The organism is Acidovorax sp. JG5, from assembly GCF_017939685.1.
Classification (GTDB): Bacteria; Pseudomonadota; Gammaproteobacteria; order Burkholderiales; family Burkholderiaceae_C; genus Acidovorax.
Map to the genome: position 1 here is coordinate 218,244 of NZ_JAGKSE010000003.1, position 15,296 is coordinate 233,539.

Here is a 15,296-nt window from a genome sequence, read left to right on the forward strand (position 1 = left end):
GGATAATGTGCTCCATGAAATATCTTGTCGCTGTGGCGTTTCTTGCCATTCTCGCCAGCCTGGCCTCTGCCCTTTTTTTCATGATGCGTAACGGACGCAACGACAAGGCCAAGGGCAGCCACATGGCCAAGGCACTGGCATTTCGGGTGGGGATCTCGATCGTTCTGTTCATTTGCATCCTGGCCGCATGGCAACTGGGATATATCCAGCCCACGGGCTTGCCCGCCACGCGATGAGACACCGCTGCATTGCAACAAAAAAGCGCCTTGCGGCGCTTTTTTTGTTCTGCAGGGCCGCCTTACATCCAGTACACCAGGATGTACAGGCCAAGCCACACCACATCCACAAAGTGCCAGTACCAAGCGGCACCCTCAAAGCCGAAATGCTTGTCAGCAGTGAAATGACCCTTTTGCAGGCGCAAGGTAATGACCAGCAGCATCACCATGCCCAGGAACACGTGAAAGCCGTGGAAACCCGTCAGCATGAAGAACGTGGAGCCGAACACGCCCGAGCTGAGCTTGAGGTTCAGGTCGGTATACAGGTGGAAATACTCGTAGCCCTGCACGCACAGGAAGACAAAGCCCAGCAGCACGGTGGCCCACATGAAGCCAATCGTCTTGCCGCGGTGATTTTCACGCAACGCATGGTGGGCAATGGTCAACGTCACACCCGAAGTCAGCAGCAGCGCCGTGTTGATCGTCGGCAGCCAGAAGGGGCCGACGGTCTGGAAGGGCTCCACAATGCCAGCGGGAGACGCCGTGGCACCTGCGGCAATGCTGGGCCATACGGCCTTGAAATCGGGCCAGAGCAGGGCGTTGTCGAGGCTGCCCAATGCCGGCACCGAGTGCGCGCGCGCCCACCACAGGGCCGTGAAGAAAGCTCCGAAGAGCATCACCTCGGAAAAGATGAACCAGCTCATGCTCCAGCGGTAGGACAGGTCGATCTTGTGTCCGTAGAGCCCCCCTTCGCTTTCACGCGCAGCATCACGGAACCACTGGTACAACACAAACAGCCACCACACCATGCCCACGGCCAGGGAGTACTTACCCCAGTCGTGGCCATTGATCCACTGGGCAGCGCCCAGAATCACAAAAAACAGGCCTGCGGCCGCCATCACAGGGTGGCGCGACTCTGCGGGCACATAGTAGTAAGGGGTTGCGCCGTGGGTTGATGCACTCATTTCAGCTCCTGAATCTCAAAATCTTTGTTATTGGGTTGGCATTTAGGCGACGGTCAAACCACCCAGTTCACCACCGCAATCAGCGACAGCACCAGTAGAAAAATGGCCAGCAACCCCACCACGATGATGTGCAGGGGATTGATCTTCTCCAGGTCTTGCTGATATTCGCTGCCTTTGCGCAGGCCAATCAGTGACCAGGCGACCGCACGCACCGTGCGCAACACGGACCCCTTGCGCTGCACGGCAGAATCGGATGGATTGACCGGACTCATACCCCCTCCTTCACCGGCGCAAGAGAGACAGCAGCCGTTGACTCGGGCGCCGGCGGCGTTTTTCCGCCCACCTCGAAGAAGGTATAGGACAGCGTGATCGTGGTCACATCCTTGGACAGCCGCGGATCAATCACGAAGGCCACAGGCCATTGCTTCTTCTCGCCCGGCTCCAGGATGTACTGGTTAAAGCAGAAGCACTCCAGCTTGTTGAAGTGCGCAGCCGCCTGCCGTGGCGCGTAGCTGGGAATCGCCTGCGCGGCCATGCGGCGGTTCTGCACGTTCTGGAACTCGTACATCACCGTCGTCAATTCACCGGGATGCACTTTGACTGAGCGCTGTGCCGGCTTGAAATCCCAGGGCCCACGCGCATTGGCGTCGAACTCGACCGTGATGGTGCGGCTCGTGTCCACCTGCGTGTTGGCCGGCACCTTCACATCCTTGCCGGCAACACCGTTGCCCGGCACCTGCCGCTCTGAAAGCGACAGGATGTTGATGCCGGTCAGCTCGCAGATGTGCTTGTAAATCGGAATCAGCGCGTAGCCGAAGGCAAACATGCCCGCCGCTATCACGGCCAGCTTGCCCACCATCTTGGCGTTTTCGCGGTGAATGCTCATGGCGCGGTGCTCAGCGGGACAGCAGAACGACTTTGACCATGAACCCGACGAAGAAAACGGCAGCCACGGACGCCAGGATCAGCGCCATCCGCAGGTTGCTCTTTTTTTGTTCGGGGGTCATGGGCATGGCATTCAACCGATCACGCGGGTTGCCGTGGCGTCCAGCTTGGGCGGATTTTCAAAGGTATGGAACGGGGCTGGCGAGGGGACTTCCCACTCCAGGCCTTCTGCGCCATCCCAGGGCTTGGCGGGAGCCTTTGGACCCTTGCCGCGCATGGCCGGGACCACCACAGCCAGGAAGAAGTACACCTGTGCCAAACCAAAACCCAGGGCACCCACCGACGCAATCGCGTTGAAATCAGCAAACTGCATGGGGTAGTCGGCGTAGCGGCGCGGCATGCCGGCCAGGCCCAGGAAGTGCATCGGGAAGAACGTGATGTTGAAGAAGATCAGCGATGTCCAAAAATGGATCTGGCCGCGCGTTTCCGAATACATCACACCGGTCCACTTGGGCAGCCAGTAGTACACGCCAGCGAACATGGAGAACAGCGAACCGGCCACCAGCACGTAGTGGAAGTGGGCCACCACGTAATAGGTGTCCTGCAACTGAATGTCAATCGGGGCCATGGCCAGGATCAGGCCGGTGAAACCGCCCATGGTGAACACGAAGATGAAGCCCACGGCGAACAGCATCGGGGTTTCAAAGCTCATGGAGCCGCGCCACATGGTGGCCGTCCAGTTGAACACCTTCACGGCCGTTGGCACGGAGATCAGCATGGTCGCGTACATGAAGAACAGCTGACCCGTGACCGGCATGCCGGTGGTGAACATGTGGTGCGCCCAGACGATGAAGGACAGGATGGCAATCGCCGCCACGGCATAGACCATGGAGGTGTAGCCAAACAGCCTCTTGCGCGCAAAGGCGGGCACGATCTGGCTGATGATGCCGAAGGCCGGCAAGATCATGATGTACACCTCGGGGTGGCCAAAGAACCAGAAGATGTGCTGGTACATCACCGGGTCGCCGCCGCCGGCGGGGTTGAAGAAGCTGGTGCCAAAGTGGCGGTCGGTCAGCGTCATGGTGATGGCGCCGGCCAGCACGGGCATCACGGCAATCAGCAGGTAGGCGGTGATCAGCCAGGTCCAGGCGAACATGGGCATCTTCATCAGCGTCATGCCCGGCGCGCGCATGTTCAAAATGGTGACGATGATGTTGATCGCGCCCATGATGGAGCTGGCGCCCATGATGTGCATGGCAAAAATGCCGGCGTCCATCGACGGGCCCATCTGCAGGGTCAGCGGCGCATACAGCGTCCAGCCCGCAGCCGGTGCGCCGCCGGGCATGAAGAACGAGCCCACCAGCAGCAGCGCCGCCGGAATCAGCAGCCAGAAGCTGAAGTTGTTCATGCGCGCAAACGCCATGTCGGACGCGCCGATCTGCAGCGGGATCATCCAGTTCGCAAAGCCCACGAAGGCCGGCATGATGGCGCCAAACACCATGATCAGCCCGTGCATGGTGGTGAGCTGGTTGAACAGCTCGGGGTTGACCAGCTGCAGCCCGGGCTGGAACAGCTCGGCGCGGATCAGCAGCGCCAGCACGCCGCCCACCATCAGCATGGTGAAGCTGAACAGCAGATACAGCGTGCCGATGTCCTTGTGGTTGGTGGCGTACACCCAACGGCGCCAGCCGGATGGCGCATGGTGGTCGTGGCTGTCGTGTGCGTGGTCACCAGCGTGCCCGTGATTGTCGAGAACTGCGCTCATTTTGAATTCCTCAATGCTTGGGGGCGGTGATTACTTGCCACGCTGGGCCACAATTTCCGCCGGCTGTACCAGCTGCCCGGTCTTGTTCGACCAGTTGTTCTTGGTGTAGGTGACCACGGCAGCAATGTCGGTATCGCTCAGTTGTGCCCACGAAGGCATGGCACCGTTGGCCGCACCCTTGAGCAGCACCTGGATCTGCTTGGCATGATCGGCGTCGAGCACGATGGCAGAACCGTCCAGTGCCTTGATCGCACCCGCGCCCTTGCCGTTGGCCTGGTGGCAGGCTGCGCAGTTGGCGGCATAAACCTTTTCACCGCGCTTGAGCATATCGTCAAGCGCCCACACCTTGGCGGGATCGTCGAGCTTGGCGGCGGCCTTCTTCTTTTGCTCGCTTACCCACTGGCTGTAATCCTCGGCCGACAACACCTTCACATGGATGGGCATGTAGGCGTGTTCCTTGCCGCACAGCTCGGCGCACTGGCCATAGTAGTCGCCCACCTTCTCGGCACGGAACCAGGTGTCGCGCACGAAGCCGGGAATCGCATCCTGCTTGATGCCGAAGGCCGGCACCATGAAGGCATGGATCACGTCGTTGGCGGTGGTGATGATGCGCACCTTCTTGTTGACGGGAACCACCATCGGGTTGTCCACCTGGAGCAGGTAGTTGGCAGGCGCCGCGCTGACATTGCCACTGTCGGACATTGCACGGTGGCTGCTGTCCAAGGTGGAGATGAAGGCCAGGCCCTCGCCTTCGCCCGTGATGTAGTCGTAGCCCCATTTCCACTGGTATCCGGTGGCCTTGATGGTCAGGTCAGCGTTGGTGGTGTCTTTCTGGGCGACCAGGACTTTCGTCGCCGGCAGGGCCATGAGTATCACGATGATGAAAGGAACAATGGTCCAGACCACCTCCACCGTTACGGACTCATGGAAATTGGCCGACTTGGCGCCCTGGGATTTGCGGTGCTTCCAGATCGAATAGAACATCACGGCAAACACCGCAATGAAGATCACCGTGCAGATGATCAGCATCATCCAGTGCAGGAAGTGCTGTTCTTCGGCAATCTTGGTCACCGGGGGATGCAGGTTCAGCTGGTTGACTGCGGGGCCGCCGGGCAGGTCTTGAACGGCATGGGCCGCAGTGCCCACCCATGCACCGGCAGTCAGCAGCAGAGAAGCCAGCTTGTTGGAAATGCTCTTCATAGTTCTCACTTACTTCTAAGCCTCAATTTAACCAATCACTTGGCGCACCTGCACGGGGTCAGGCAGCGCGCAAGGCTCTGCGGATCTCCGATGCCAAGGCCGGGCGAAGCTCGGGGCGCACGAAGCGCCCCACCTCCACCGAGCGACCCTGCGCAGACAGCGTGATCAGCGACCGGTGTCCGGTTTTGGGCTCGACACGAACCCGGCTCCGGTCAAATTCAGCGCGCTCCAGCCTGCCTGCCGTCTCCCTCTCCACCACCAGGCGCGAACCTTGCAGCGAAATCCTCTCGCCATCCGCCGCATGGCGCCCGCACCTGGCGAATCCCAATCCCACGGCGACGATGACCAGCCAGGCAAAAGGCATGTCCCACCGGCCGCCAGTCATCCAGAAAAGAAAAACCATTGCCAAAGACAAGGCGCACAACCCCATCCGCGCGCGTGCAACCGAACCATTACGGGCCAACTGCCAGTCAATACGCTGGCCCGACACCGTGGCAAAGCGAAAAATCAGACTAGTCAACGCAAAAGCCTTGCAAACGACCACCGCACTGATGCAGTGCGAAGGTACCCAACTCTCAATCGACCGGAATTGTAGCGCTCCTTGTCCCACGTCATTGACAAGACGTTACGACTCAGCTCCTGTCGCCGCCTTCTCGCAACATGGCGCGCATGTCTTGCAGGGAAACCGCGCTGCTGGCGCTCACCCGCACTCTGGGCTTGGGCTTGTAAGCGTGGCCATAGATGATTTCAAACGTTAGCGCCAGTTGTCCATCGTGTTCCGGATCACCCAGCTTGTCCTGTAAAACTTCGTGAAGGCGGCTGCGCCAGTGGCGTCCGCGCAACGCCGGGAAGCGCTGGGGATGCAGATTGCACCCCAGCTCCGCCAGTTCCTGCAGCAGGCGCTGCGGCGTGGCAAAGGTCAGCCGGATGCGCTCCATGTCCATCACGGGCTCGGCAAACCCTGCGTGCACCAGCATGTCGCCCCAGTCGTGCATGTCGGTGAAGGACTGCCCTGCGGGTGGCCAGCCGAGCGCTGCATACACCGCGTGCAGTTCTTTCACGGTGTCGGGCCCGAGGCACGAGAACATCAGATAACCATCCACCGCCAGCGCGCGATGCCATTGGGCGATGAGGGCCTGGGGGTCGCTCGCCATGTGCAGTGCCATGTTGGCCCAGAGCATCTGCACGCTCCCGTCCTCCGGCAAGCCAAACCGCGGGCGCCCTGCACTCCACCGCGCCGGGCTCCACCATGGCCGGGTCAGCGCCTGCATCGCCACCGGCAAACAGTGCGGCGATGTTTCCGTCACCTGACAAAGCGCCTGGGGGTAGCGAGCACTGACCAGGGCGTGGCCTTGCAGCCCGCCGCGCACCGCGTCCCAGTGGCACCAGGCTGCGGGAGCGTGGCGAATCCACTGCAGGCGGTCGTCCATGCGCCGGGCCACCTCTTCATGCAGCCAGGGCGATTGGGCAGTTGCTGCGGCGTGCCAGCGGGCGGCAGCAACGGGATCGATGGAGGGAGGATGCTCGGTGGACATGGCTGCAAAGAAGGGCGAGCAAGTATATTGATGGAATGCTTTACAAGATGCTGGCAGGGACATCACGGCGCATCGGTGCGCTGGTCGACCGCCTGCCGAGCCAGTGTGCCGTGTGCCACGCCTGGCCGGCCCGGCGCGTGTGCGACGGCTGCGCCGCCCGTTTTGCGCAACCCCGCGCGCGCTGCACGCGCTGCGCCTTGGCGGTGCCTGAAGGCGTCTCGGAATGCGGCGCCTGCCTGCGCGAGCCGCCTGGCCTGGACGCGTGCTTTGCGGCGGTGGACTACGGTTACCCATGGGCCTGCGCCATCGCCGAATTCAAGTTCCGCAGCGATCCCGGCTGGGCCAAGGCGCTGGCCACGCTGCTGCGCAGCACGCCCTGGGTGGAACCGGCGCTGGACGCCGCCGACCGCGTGCTTCCGGTGCCGCTTTCGCGTGAACGGCTGCATCAGCGCGGTTTCAACCAGGCCGCCCTGCTGGCCCGCCACATCGCCGGCCCCAAGATGGACGCCACCCTGCTGCTGCGGCTGCGCGCCACCGAGGCGCAAAGTGGCCTGCCCCGCAGCCAGCGCCTGCGCAACCTGCAGAGCGCGTTTGCCATCGAGCCACACCGCGCCGCCTCCGTGCGGGGGCAACGCATCGTTGTGGTGGACGATGTCATGACCACCGGCGCCACGCTGAATGCCGCAGCCCAGGCACTGCGCGAGGCCGGTGCTGCGCATATCACGGCCATAGTGGTGGCTCGCACCGAATTGAACTGAAGAAACCTTTGTTTACGACGGCGCTGCACAGGTCCGGGTGCCCGCACGACAATACGCGCCATGTTCCAAATCGTTCTGGTCGAACCCGAGATACCGCCCAACACCGGCAACGTGATTCGCCTGGCGGCCAACACGGGCTGCACGCTGCACCTGATCGAGCCGCTGGGTTTCTCCATGGAAGACCGGCTGATGCGCCGCGCCGGGCTGGACTATCAGGAATACACGCAGGTGCAACGGCATCCGGGATGGACGGCCTTTCTACGCACCGCCCAGCCCGATCCGACGCGCATGTTTGCCCTGACCACGCACGGCAGCCACAGCGTCTACGACACCTGCTTTCTCCCCGGCGACTGGCTGATTTTCGGGGCGGAGACGCGGGGTCTTCCCCCCGAGTTGCGCGAAACCTTCCCGCCCGCGCAGCGCGTGCGCCTGCCCATGGTGGCCGGGCAACGCAGCCTGAACCTGTCCAACGCGGTGGCCGTCACCGTCTTTGAGGCCTGGCGCCAGAACAGTTTTGGCATGCCCGGCGTGGCCGCCGCGACCCCGGCGGAGCAGTTGCTCTGACGCCCTGCGACTCTCGGTCCCCTTGGTACCCGTAGGCCAGACGCGGTGAGCGCTCGCTCACAAAATCGAGAAACACCTTGGTGCGCGCCGGCATCATGCGGCGCGACGGCAGTGCGGCATACACCGTGTAGCGGGAAAAAATCCAGTCGGGCAACACATGCACCAGTGCACCCGTGGCCAGATAGGGTGCGGCCAGCAGCCGCGACATCACGGTCACGCCCATGCCGTCCACGGCGGCGCGCAACAACACGTCCGTGCTGACGGACTGCAACACCACCGGCATTTCCACCTCCTGCGCCGCCCCCTCGCCCTGCGCGGGCAACAGCCGCACCCTGCGCGCGAAACCGCTCTGGGTGCGAACCACCTGGCCTGAATCGCGCAGGTATTCGTGGTTGTGCAGGTCGCCCGGCTCGGCGGGCATCCCCTTGCACTGCAGATACCGGGGCGCGGCAATCACAATGGCTTCGCCATGGAGCATGGGCCGGGCGACGATATTGCCGTCGTAATCTCCGCCCGCCACCATGAAAGTGACATCGAACTCGTCCACCCGCGACGAGGGAAACGCATCGACCAGGATGTCGAGCATGAGCCTGGGATAGCACGCATGCCAGGGCGCCAGCAGCGGTGCCAGAAAGTGCGTGGCCAGCACCGGCGCTGCCAGCACGCGGATGGTGCCATGCAGGTCACGAGTGCTGGCAGCAGCGGCCGCCTCGGCATCCTCGATTTCATGCAGGATGGCGCGCACTCGCTGCAAATAGGCCTCTCCGGCGTCGGTCAGGGCCAGCTTGCGGGTAGTGCGCTGCAACAGGCGCGTGCCCAGGTGCTGCTCCAGATCGGCCACCAGCCGGGTGACCACCGGGGGCGAAAAATCCATCGACCGTGCCGCCGCCGCAAAGCCGCCCTCCTCAACGACGGCCTGAAAAACACGCATGGTCAACAATCTGTCCATTTCCGTAAGTAAATGTTTGCCAGCGGCTCGATTATTCCATTTTCAAGAATTATTCATTGTGAGAACAGCGCTTTTCCCACGGGATAACCCTCGATAGAGTCCATTGCATCGATGAGCGACACCCTTGCAGGCACTCACCGAGGCAGGACAAAACCGGCGCCAAGACACCGGGACAGGTCCTGAAGAACTGGCCCAACTCCTGCTTTTTTGAAGGAATCATCATGACCACCTACCGCACCCTGGCCGTCGCCGCCGCTCTGACCCTGACCGCCTTGGCCGCCCAGGCAGACTCTCCACCGCCCCTTGATGGCGACAGGGCCAACCAGCCCCTGACCGCGACCGAGGCCCCTGGCACCCTGACCCGCGAAGCCGTGATCGCCGACCTGGTGGCTTCCCGCAAGGCGGGCACGCTACCCCGTGATGGCGAGTGGTACAACGCTCCGGCGCCGCTGGGCACCACCTCCGCCGGCGCCTGGCTGCCCGGCGGGATGCCCACGGCAACATCCACCGTCCTGGCCAGCGGCGACCAATGAGACGTTGAAAATCCCGGTGGACCGAACTTTATGGCGCAGCGCCGTAGCTGCGCGACAAGGATTCGGCCACGCACACCGGTTTGTCGCTGCCCTCGCGCTCCACCGTGACCAGCCAGGTCATCTGCAGCCCCTCGGGCGCCAGGGGCTCGGTGGACTGCAGCTGCAGCCGTGCGCGCAGGCGACTGCCCACCGGCACGGGTGCCGTGAAACGCACCCGGTTCAGGCCGTAGTTCACCCCCATGCGGGCGCCTTCGATGCGCATTCCGTCGTCGAAAAACCGAGGAATCAGCGACAGCGTGAGAAAGCCATGCGCAATGGGCCCGCCAAACGGCCCGGCCTTGGCGCGCTCGGGGTCCACATGAATCCACTGCTGGTCGCCCGTGGCCTGGGCAAACAGGTTGACCTGTTCCTGCGTGATGGTGACCCAGTCGGTCACGACGACCTCCTGGCCCACGCAGGCACTGACTTCAGAGTAGGAGTGGAAGGTTTTCATGCAGGCAATGGTGCGTCGCCGCCCGCACAAGGCCTGTCAGGCAGGTGACAGCAGTGCCACTGCTGCCCGCCGGTTGTCCATCAGGCGTCCAGCCAGGAACAAATGCCCTGCCACTGCTCCAGATCGCGCGCCACGCGCGCTGGCGCCACGTCGAACAGCGTGAGCCCGTGCGCTGCCAGGTGCACATAGTTTTGCGTGTTGCGCAGGTAGCCCAGCACGGGAAAGCCGAGGCTTTCGACAAACTGGTGCAACTGGTCTGCCGCGTGGGTGCGGACATCCACCCGCATGCCGACAATGCCCACCTGCACGCCCGCGGCACGGCGGTGCTCGGCCAGCTGGTCCAGAAAAGCGCGCGTGGCAAAAATATCGAACACGCTGGGCTGCAGCGGCACGATGATGCGGTCGGCCAGCTTGAGCACATCGCCCAGGCGCCGGCCATGCAGGCCCGCCGGGGTGTCGAGCACCGCGTGCGAGCTGCCCTTGGGCGGCTTGATGATGTCATCCGCCGTGGCGTCCCAGGCGCCAATGGGGCGGGCAGCGGGCGGGCGCAGGCTCAGCCACAGGCGGGCGGACTGCTGGCGATCGGTATCGCCCAGGATCACCGGATGCCCCTGGCGGGCGAAATACCCGGCTACGTTGGTGGAGAGCGTGGACTTGCCCACGCCGCCCTTGGGATTGGCAACTACGACCACTGGCATGACACAACCTCCCGGAATCAACCGTTAAATAAAATTTGAATGAAAAGTGCCTCTAGCGCTTATGCATAAAGCGCAAGCAGCTATCAAAATCAAAGCAACTGCCGCCTCAGGCATGTTGCCCGCCGCGCTTGACGAAGAACAGCCCCGCGCCCACCGCCATCAGCAAGCCGCCAAACACGCGGTTTTGCGTGCGCACGGCGCTGGCGCTGCGCATCAGGCGGCGCAAGGCGCTGGCCCCGGCAGCGTAGCCGTGCATCACCGTCACGTCCACCGCGACTGTGGTGGCGGCCATCACCAGCAGCTGTAACCACAGCGGGCGGCCTTCGGTCATGAACTGGGGCAGCACGGCCACCATGAAGATGATGCCCTTGGGATTGGTGGCATTGGTCAAAAACCCCGTCAGAAAGCGTTTTTGCCACGGCCCGGCCGGTGCCGCGTCGTCCCCCTGAATAGGTGATGTGGCACCCGCGCGCCACTGGCTCCAGCCCACATAGATGAGATAGCAGGCGCCCAGCACCTTGACCACGCTGAAGGCCACCTCGGAGGCCAGCAGCAGCGAGCCCACGCCCGCGCCGGCAATCAGCAAGATCAGCAGCAGCCCGACCTGCAGCCCGGCGATGGTGGCCCCCGTCTTGCGCACGCCGTACGACAGGCCGTGGCTCATCGACAACACGGCCCCCGAACCCGGCGACACCGCAATCAGGCACGACGCCGCAAAAAAAGCCAGCCAGGTCTGCAAGTCCATGAAAAAGTCCACACAAGAAGGAAAGAAGGGCAAGCATCTTAGCAACCGGACGCTCGCCCCCTTGAATACGAACAATAATGCGCACCAGCGCTTATGGATAAAGCGCTACAAGCTATCAACAATATAGCAATCGAAAGCAATGCCAGAATCGGCGCCACACTCGCCGCTGGCGGGCCACCTTTCCCGCCCACGCTCACACCCCATGGAACACGCACCCACCTGGCTCACCTACGGCTTTTTGTACCTGGGCGCCGCGGTGCTGGCCGTGCCCATTGCCAAGGCCCTGGGGCTGGGCGCCATCATTGGCTACTTGGCGGCGGGCATTGCCATCGGGCCGTGGGGGCTGGCGCTGGTGAGCAATGTGCAAGACATCCTGCACTTTGCCGAGTTCGGCGTGGTGCTGATGCTGTTCCTCGTCGGGCTGGAACTCCAGCCCAGCCGCCTGTGGAGCCTGCGCCGGCCCATTTTCGGCCTGGGTTCGGCGCAGGTGCTGGGCTGTGCGGCCGCGCTGTTTGCGCTGGGCTGGCTGGCGGGGCTACCCTGGCGCATCAGCCTGGTGGGCGCGCTGGGGCTGGCGCTGTCGTCCACGGCCATCGCACTGCAATCGCTGTCCGAGCGCAATCTGCTGCGCACCAGCAGCGGCCAGGCGGCGTTTTCCATTTTGCTGTTCCAGGACGTGGCGGCCATTCCCATCCTGGCCCTGCTGCCGCTGCTGGGCGCCGCCGCCGTCGGCCAGGGCGCCGAGCTCGGTGCCAGCGACCTTGCCGTGGAAGCGGTCAAGATCGTGGGCGTGATCGGCGCCATCGTGCTGGGGGGCCGGCTGCTGCTGCGGCCGCTGCTGCGCTGGATCGCCAAAAGCAAGACCCCCGAAATCTTCACCGCTGCCGCCCTGCTGCTGGTGGTGGGCATTGCCTACCTGATGGTGCTGGTGGGGTTGTCGATGGCGCTGGGCGCCTTTTTGGCGGGCGTGCTGCTGGCCGACAGCGAATACCGCCGCGAGCTCGAAGCCGACATCGAGCCCTTCAAGGGCCTGCTGCTGGGGCTGTTCTTCATTGCCGTGGGCATGAGCATCGACTTTGGCGTGCTCATGCGTTCGCCCTGGCAGATGGCGGCCCTGGTGCTGGGCTTTCTGGTCGTCAAGGCCGTGGTGATCTATGGGCTGGCGCGGGCGGCCCAGATCCCCTACCAGGAGCGGCCAGTGTTCACGCTGCTGCTGGCCCAGGGCGGCGAGTTTGCGTTTGTGGTGTTCCAGGCGGCCGCTGGCGCCCGGGTTCTGAAAACCGAAACCGCCTCGCTGCTGATTGGCGCCGTGGCGCTGTCCATGCTGCTGAGCCCGCTGCTGCTGGTGCTGCTGGACCGGCTGCTGCTGCGCCGCTTCGCCACCCTCAAAAAGCCGCCCGCCGCGGCCGAGATATCCGAACCCCAGGAGGCGCCCGTGCTCATCGCCGGCTTTGGCCGCTATGGCCAGATCGTGGCCCGCATGATGCTGGCACAGGGCGTGCCCACCACGGTGCTCGACCACAGCGTCGAGATTCTGGAAGTGGCGCGCGCCTTTGGCTACCGCGTGTTCTACGGCGACGCCACCCGGCTCGACCTGCTGCGCATGGCCGGCGCCGGCCAGGCCCGCGTGCTGGTGGTGGCGGTGGACGACCCCGAGCAGTCGCTCAAGATCGTGGCGCTGGCGCGCAAGCATTTCCCCCAGCTGGCCGTGGTGGCCCGCGCCCGCGACCTGACACACTGGAACGCGCTGCGTGACCTGGGCGTGACGAACGTGCAGCGCGAGCTATTCGAGTCGAGCCTGCTCAGCGCCCGCAGCGTGCTCGAACTCATGGGCCTGCCACCCGCCGAGGCACAAGACATCACGCAGCGCTTTCGCACACACAACATTGCGCTGGCCGACCGCATGTACCCACACCACCAGGACCGCGCCAAGATGATTGCCGTGGCCCGCGAGGGGCGCAACCAGCTGGCCGAGCAGATGGCCAAGGAACGGCAGGAGCGCCAGGCCGCCATGCCCGCCGACGCCGACGCCGCCCCAGGATTGCCCGGAAAATTGGATCAAAAATAGGCTCTAGCGCTTTCACAACAAGCGCATGCAGCTATATATTTAGTAGCAAATCATTCACCCCCCCCGCTACCATCGCCCTCATGGACCTGTCCGAAACCCCGTGGATACACACCCTGCGTTTTGTGCTGGAAATTGCGGCCACCGTGGCCTTTGCGCTGTCGGGCATGGTTGCCGCCGCGCGCCAGCGCATGGATGCCGTGGGCGTGTGCGTGGTGGCCTTTGTGGCCGCCTTTGGCGGCGGCACCCTGCGCGACCTGCTGCTGGACCAGCGGCCCTTCTTCTGGGTGCGCCACACGGGCTATGTGTGGGGCATCCTGGCGCTGTGCGTGGGCGCCATGCTGTTCATGCGCCGGCGCCACATCAAGCCCACCGAGCGCGCCATGGTGCTGCCCGACACCATCGGCCTGGGCCTGTTTGCGGCGGTGGGCGTGGATGTGGCCATGACCGTGGGCATGCCCCCGCTCATCGCCGTCATGATGGGCGTGATCACCGGCGTGTTTGGCGGCGTGCTGCGCGATGTGCTGTGCAACGAGGTGCCCCAGGCCTTCAGCGACCACCGCCCCTATGCCCTGTGCGCCTTTGCCGGCGGCTGGGTGGACGTGGCCCTGCGCCAGTTGGAGGTGCCCGACTGGGCCCCGCTGCTGGCCTGCGTGCTGGTGACCGGCGGGTTGCGCGTGCTGGCGCTGTGGCGCAACTGGCAGTTGCCGGCGTGGCGGGTGTAAACGTGCACCACGTTTCCTGAAACAAAAATAGCTGCTGGCGCACCATGCATGTGCGCCAGCAGCTATCAATTCAGAAGCAACTGCGGTGCGGATCAGTCGAGGCTTGCGCCCGACTCCTTGACCACCTTGCCCCACTTGGTCGATTCCGACTTGATGAAGGCAGCAAACTGGGCTGGCGTCTCATTGACGGACTCGCCACCCTGGTCGGCGATCTTTTTCTTCACCTCGGGGTTGGCCAGCACCTTGGCCAGCGCGGCGCTGAGCTTGTCCAGCACCGGCTTGGGCGTGGCGGCGGGCGCAAACATGCCGAACCACGACATGGCCTCATAGCCGGGCACGCCGGCTTCGGCGATGGTTGGCACATCGGGCAGCTCGGGCGAGCGCTTGGCGGTGCTGATGGCAATGGCGCGCAGCTTGCCAGAACGCACATGCGGAATCACCGAGGGCAGGTTGTCGAACATGATGGCAATCTGGTTGCCCAGCAGATCGGTCACGGCCGGTGCGCTGCCCTTGTAGGGGATGTGCGTGAGATCAACCTTGGCCAACGACTTGAACAACTCGCCCGAGAGGTGCGGCGACGCGCCGTTGCCGGGCGAGCCGAAGTTGATCTTGCCGGGGTTGGCCTTGGCATAGGCGATCATCTCGGGCACTGTCTTGAACGGCTGCTGGGGGTTGGCCACCAGCAGGTTGGGCACATTGGCCACGCGCGTCAGCGGTGCGAAGTCCTTGATGGGGTCAAAAGGCATCTTCTTGTACAGGCTGGCGTTGATGGCGTGCGTGCCCACGGTGCCCATGAACAGGGTGTAGCCATCGGCCGCGGCCCTGGCGGCGTATTGCCCGCCAATGTTGCCGCCCGCGCCGGCCTTGTTGTCCACCACCACCGGCTGGCCCAGCTCGGTCGAAAGGTATTGGCCCACCAGGCGCGCCAGGATGTCGGTCGTGCCGCCGGCCGAGAACGGCACGACGATGGAGATGGGCTTGGTGGGATAGGCCTGCGCAAAGGCAGCGCCCGGCAGGGTTGCCGCGCCCGCCGCCAGGCTGGCCAGCACTGCCAGGGCCTTGCGGCGGCCAGCCAGGGAGGTGCGGTGTGTCAAAGTGGTCATGGTTGTTTCCTCGGTCTTGCTCGGGAGAATGGTGTCTGCGGCGCGGGGCGTGCATGCCCTTGCACAGCAGCCAGTGTCAAGGCCTCACAGGTGGGGCC

Annotated in this window: 19 protein-coding genes; 6 read left to right on the forward strand and 13 right to left on the reverse strand. The window is 63.9% G+C overall.

The features are described from left to right. Nucleotides 1-14: 14 nt before the first annotated feature. Nucleotides 15-236 carry a twin transmembrane helix small protein gene (locus J8G26_RS05110; RefSeq protein WP_210568176.1) on the forward strand — a complete coding sequence of 74 codons (222 nt, stop codon included), beginning with the start codon at nt 15-17 and terminating at the stop codon, nt 234-236. Between the two features lie 62 nt (nt 237-298). Here J8G26_RS05110 and J8G26_RS05115 read toward each other — a convergent pair whose 3' ends face one another. The 8 genes from J8G26_RS05115 to J8G26_RS05150 form a co-directional block, all read right to left on the reverse strand. After that, nucleotides 299-1,180, reverse strand: a complete 882-nt coding sequence (locus J8G26_RS05115; protein ID WP_210568177.1) for a cytochrome c oxidase subunit 3 — start codon at nt 1,178-1,180, stop codon at nt 299-301. 53 nt (nt 1,181-1,233) lie between these two features. Then, on the reverse strand, nt 1,234-1,452 hold the full coding sequence (locus J8G26_RS05120; protein ID WP_210568178.1) for a DUF2970 domain-containing protein: 219 nt from the start codon (nt 1,450-1,452) through the stop codon (nt 1,234-1,236). Further along, nucleotides 1,449-2,066 carry a cytochrome c oxidase assembly protein gene (locus J8G26_RS05125; protein WP_210568179.1) on the reverse strand — a complete coding sequence of 206 codons (618 nt, stop codon included), beginning with the start codon at nt 2,064-2,066 and terminating at the stop codon, nt 1,449-1,451. The genes J8G26_RS05120 and J8G26_RS05125 overlap by 4 nt, the downstream gene beginning before the upstream one ends. A 10-nt stretch (nt 2,067-2,076) precedes the next feature. Beyond that, nucleotides 2,077-2,187: a cytochrome oxidase small assembly protein gene (locus J8G26_RS05130; protein WP_210568180.1), complete on the reverse strand. Its 111-nt coding sequence runs from the start codon at nt 2,185-2,187 to the stop codon at nt 2,077-2,079. A gap of 11 nt (nt 2,188-2,198) precedes the next feature. Continuing rightward, the gene (gene ctaD, locus J8G26_RS05135; protein ID WP_210568181.1) at nt 2,199-3,830 is read right to left on the reverse strand and encodes a cytochrome c oxidase subunit I; all 1,632 of its coding nucleotides are present in this window, start codon (nt 3,828-3,830) and stop codon (nt 2,199-2,201) included. Between the two features lie 30 nt (nt 3,831-3,860). Continuing rightward, nucleotides 3,861-5,030: a cytochrome c oxidase subunit II gene (gene coxB, locus J8G26_RS05140; RefSeq protein ID WP_210568182.1), complete on the reverse strand. Its 1,170-nt coding sequence runs from the start codon at nt 5,028-5,030 to the stop codon at nt 3,861-3,863. Between the two features lie 58 nt (nt 5,031-5,088). Further along, nucleotides 5,089-5,550, reverse strand: coding sequence for a DUF2244 domain-containing protein (locus J8G26_RS05145; protein WP_087747349.1), 462 nt, complete (start codon nt 5,548-5,550; stop codon nt 5,089-5,091). 112 nt (nt 5,551-5,662) lie between these two features. Beyond that, complete coding sequence (locus J8G26_RS05150; RefSeq protein WP_087747352.1) at nt 5,663-6,565, reverse strand: biotin synthase; 903 nt, start codon at nt 6,563-6,565, stop codon at nt 5,663-5,665. Between the two features lie 35 nt (nt 6,566-6,600). Between J8G26_RS05150 and J8G26_RS05155 the strand changes: the two genes are divergently transcribed. Further along, nucleotides 6,601-7,323 carry a ComF family protein gene (locus J8G26_RS05155; RefSeq protein ID WP_210568183.1) on the forward strand — a complete coding sequence of 241 codons (723 nt, stop codon included), beginning with the start codon at nt 6,601-6,603 and terminating at the stop codon, nt 7,321-7,323. A 60-nt stretch (nt 7,324-7,383) separates the two neighbouring features. After that, nucleotides 7,384-7,887 carry a tRNA (cytidine(34)-2'-O)-methyltransferase gene (locus J8G26_RS05160; RefSeq protein WP_210568184.1) on the forward strand — a complete coding sequence of 168 codons (504 nt, stop codon included), beginning with the start codon at nt 7,384-7,386 and terminating at the stop codon, nt 7,885-7,887. Here the strand turns inward: J8G26_RS05160 and J8G26_RS05165 are convergent. Continuing rightward, nucleotides 7,805-8,836 (reverse strand): LysR family transcriptional regulator, encoded by a 1,032-nt coding sequence (locus J8G26_RS05165; RefSeq protein WP_210568185.1) that lies wholly within the window; start codon nt 8,834-8,836, stop codon nt 7,805-7,807. The genes J8G26_RS05160 and J8G26_RS05165 overlap by 83 nt on opposite strands. 221 nt (nt 8,837-9,057) lie before the next feature. Between J8G26_RS05165 and J8G26_RS05170 the strand changes: the two genes are divergently transcribed. Beyond that, entirely contained in the window at nt 9,058-9,369 is a 312-nt protein-coding gene (locus J8G26_RS05170) for a DUF4148 domain-containing protein (RefSeq protein WP_087747357.1), read from the forward strand. Between the two features lie 28 nt (nt 9,370-9,397). On the opposite strand, the gene J8G26_RS05175 is transcribed toward J8G26_RS05170, so the two are convergent. The 3 genes from J8G26_RS05175 to J8G26_RS05185 form a co-directional block, all read right to left on the reverse strand. After that, entirely contained in the window at nt 9,398-9,862 is a 465-nt protein-coding gene (locus J8G26_RS05175; RefSeq protein WP_087747360.1) for a MaoC family dehydratase, read from the reverse strand. A gap of 80 nt (nt 9,863-9,942) precedes the next feature. Then, nucleotides 9,943-10,560, reverse strand: a complete 618-nt coding sequence (locus tag J8G26_RS05180) for a ParA family protein (protein WP_087747363.1) — start codon at nt 10,558-10,560, stop codon at nt 9,943-9,945. Between the two features lie 106 nt (nt 10,561-10,666). Continuing rightward, nucleotides 10,667-11,305 carry a LysE family transporter gene (locus tag J8G26_RS05185; RefSeq protein ID WP_087748362.1) on the reverse strand — a complete coding sequence of 213 codons (639 nt, stop codon included), beginning with the start codon at nt 11,303-11,305 and terminating at the stop codon, nt 10,667-10,669. A gap of 202 nt (nt 11,306-11,507) precedes the next feature. Between J8G26_RS05185 and kefC the strand changes: the two genes are divergently transcribed. Continuing rightward, nucleotides 11,508-13,373, forward strand: coding sequence for a glutathione-regulated potassium-efflux system protein KefC (gene kefC / locus J8G26_RS05190; RefSeq protein ID WP_210568186.1), 1,866 nt, complete (start codon nt 11,508-11,510; stop codon nt 13,371-13,373). Nucleotides 13,374-13,453: 80 nt separating this feature from the next. Next, nucleotides 13,454-14,095 carry a trimeric intracellular cation channel family protein gene (locus tag J8G26_RS05195; protein WP_087747367.1) on the forward strand — a complete coding sequence of 214 codons (642 nt, stop codon included), beginning with the start codon at nt 13,454-13,456 and terminating at the stop codon, nt 14,093-14,095. Nucleotides 14,096-14,187: 92 nt separating this feature from the next. Here the strand turns inward: J8G26_RS05195 and J8G26_RS05200 are convergent, their stop codons facing one another. Continuing rightward, entirely contained in the window at nt 14,188-15,198 is a 1,011-nt protein-coding gene (locus tag J8G26_RS05200; RefSeq protein ID WP_087747369.1) for a tripartite tricarboxylate transporter substrate binding protein, read from the reverse strand. Nucleotides 15,199-15,296: the final 98 nt, after the last annotated feature.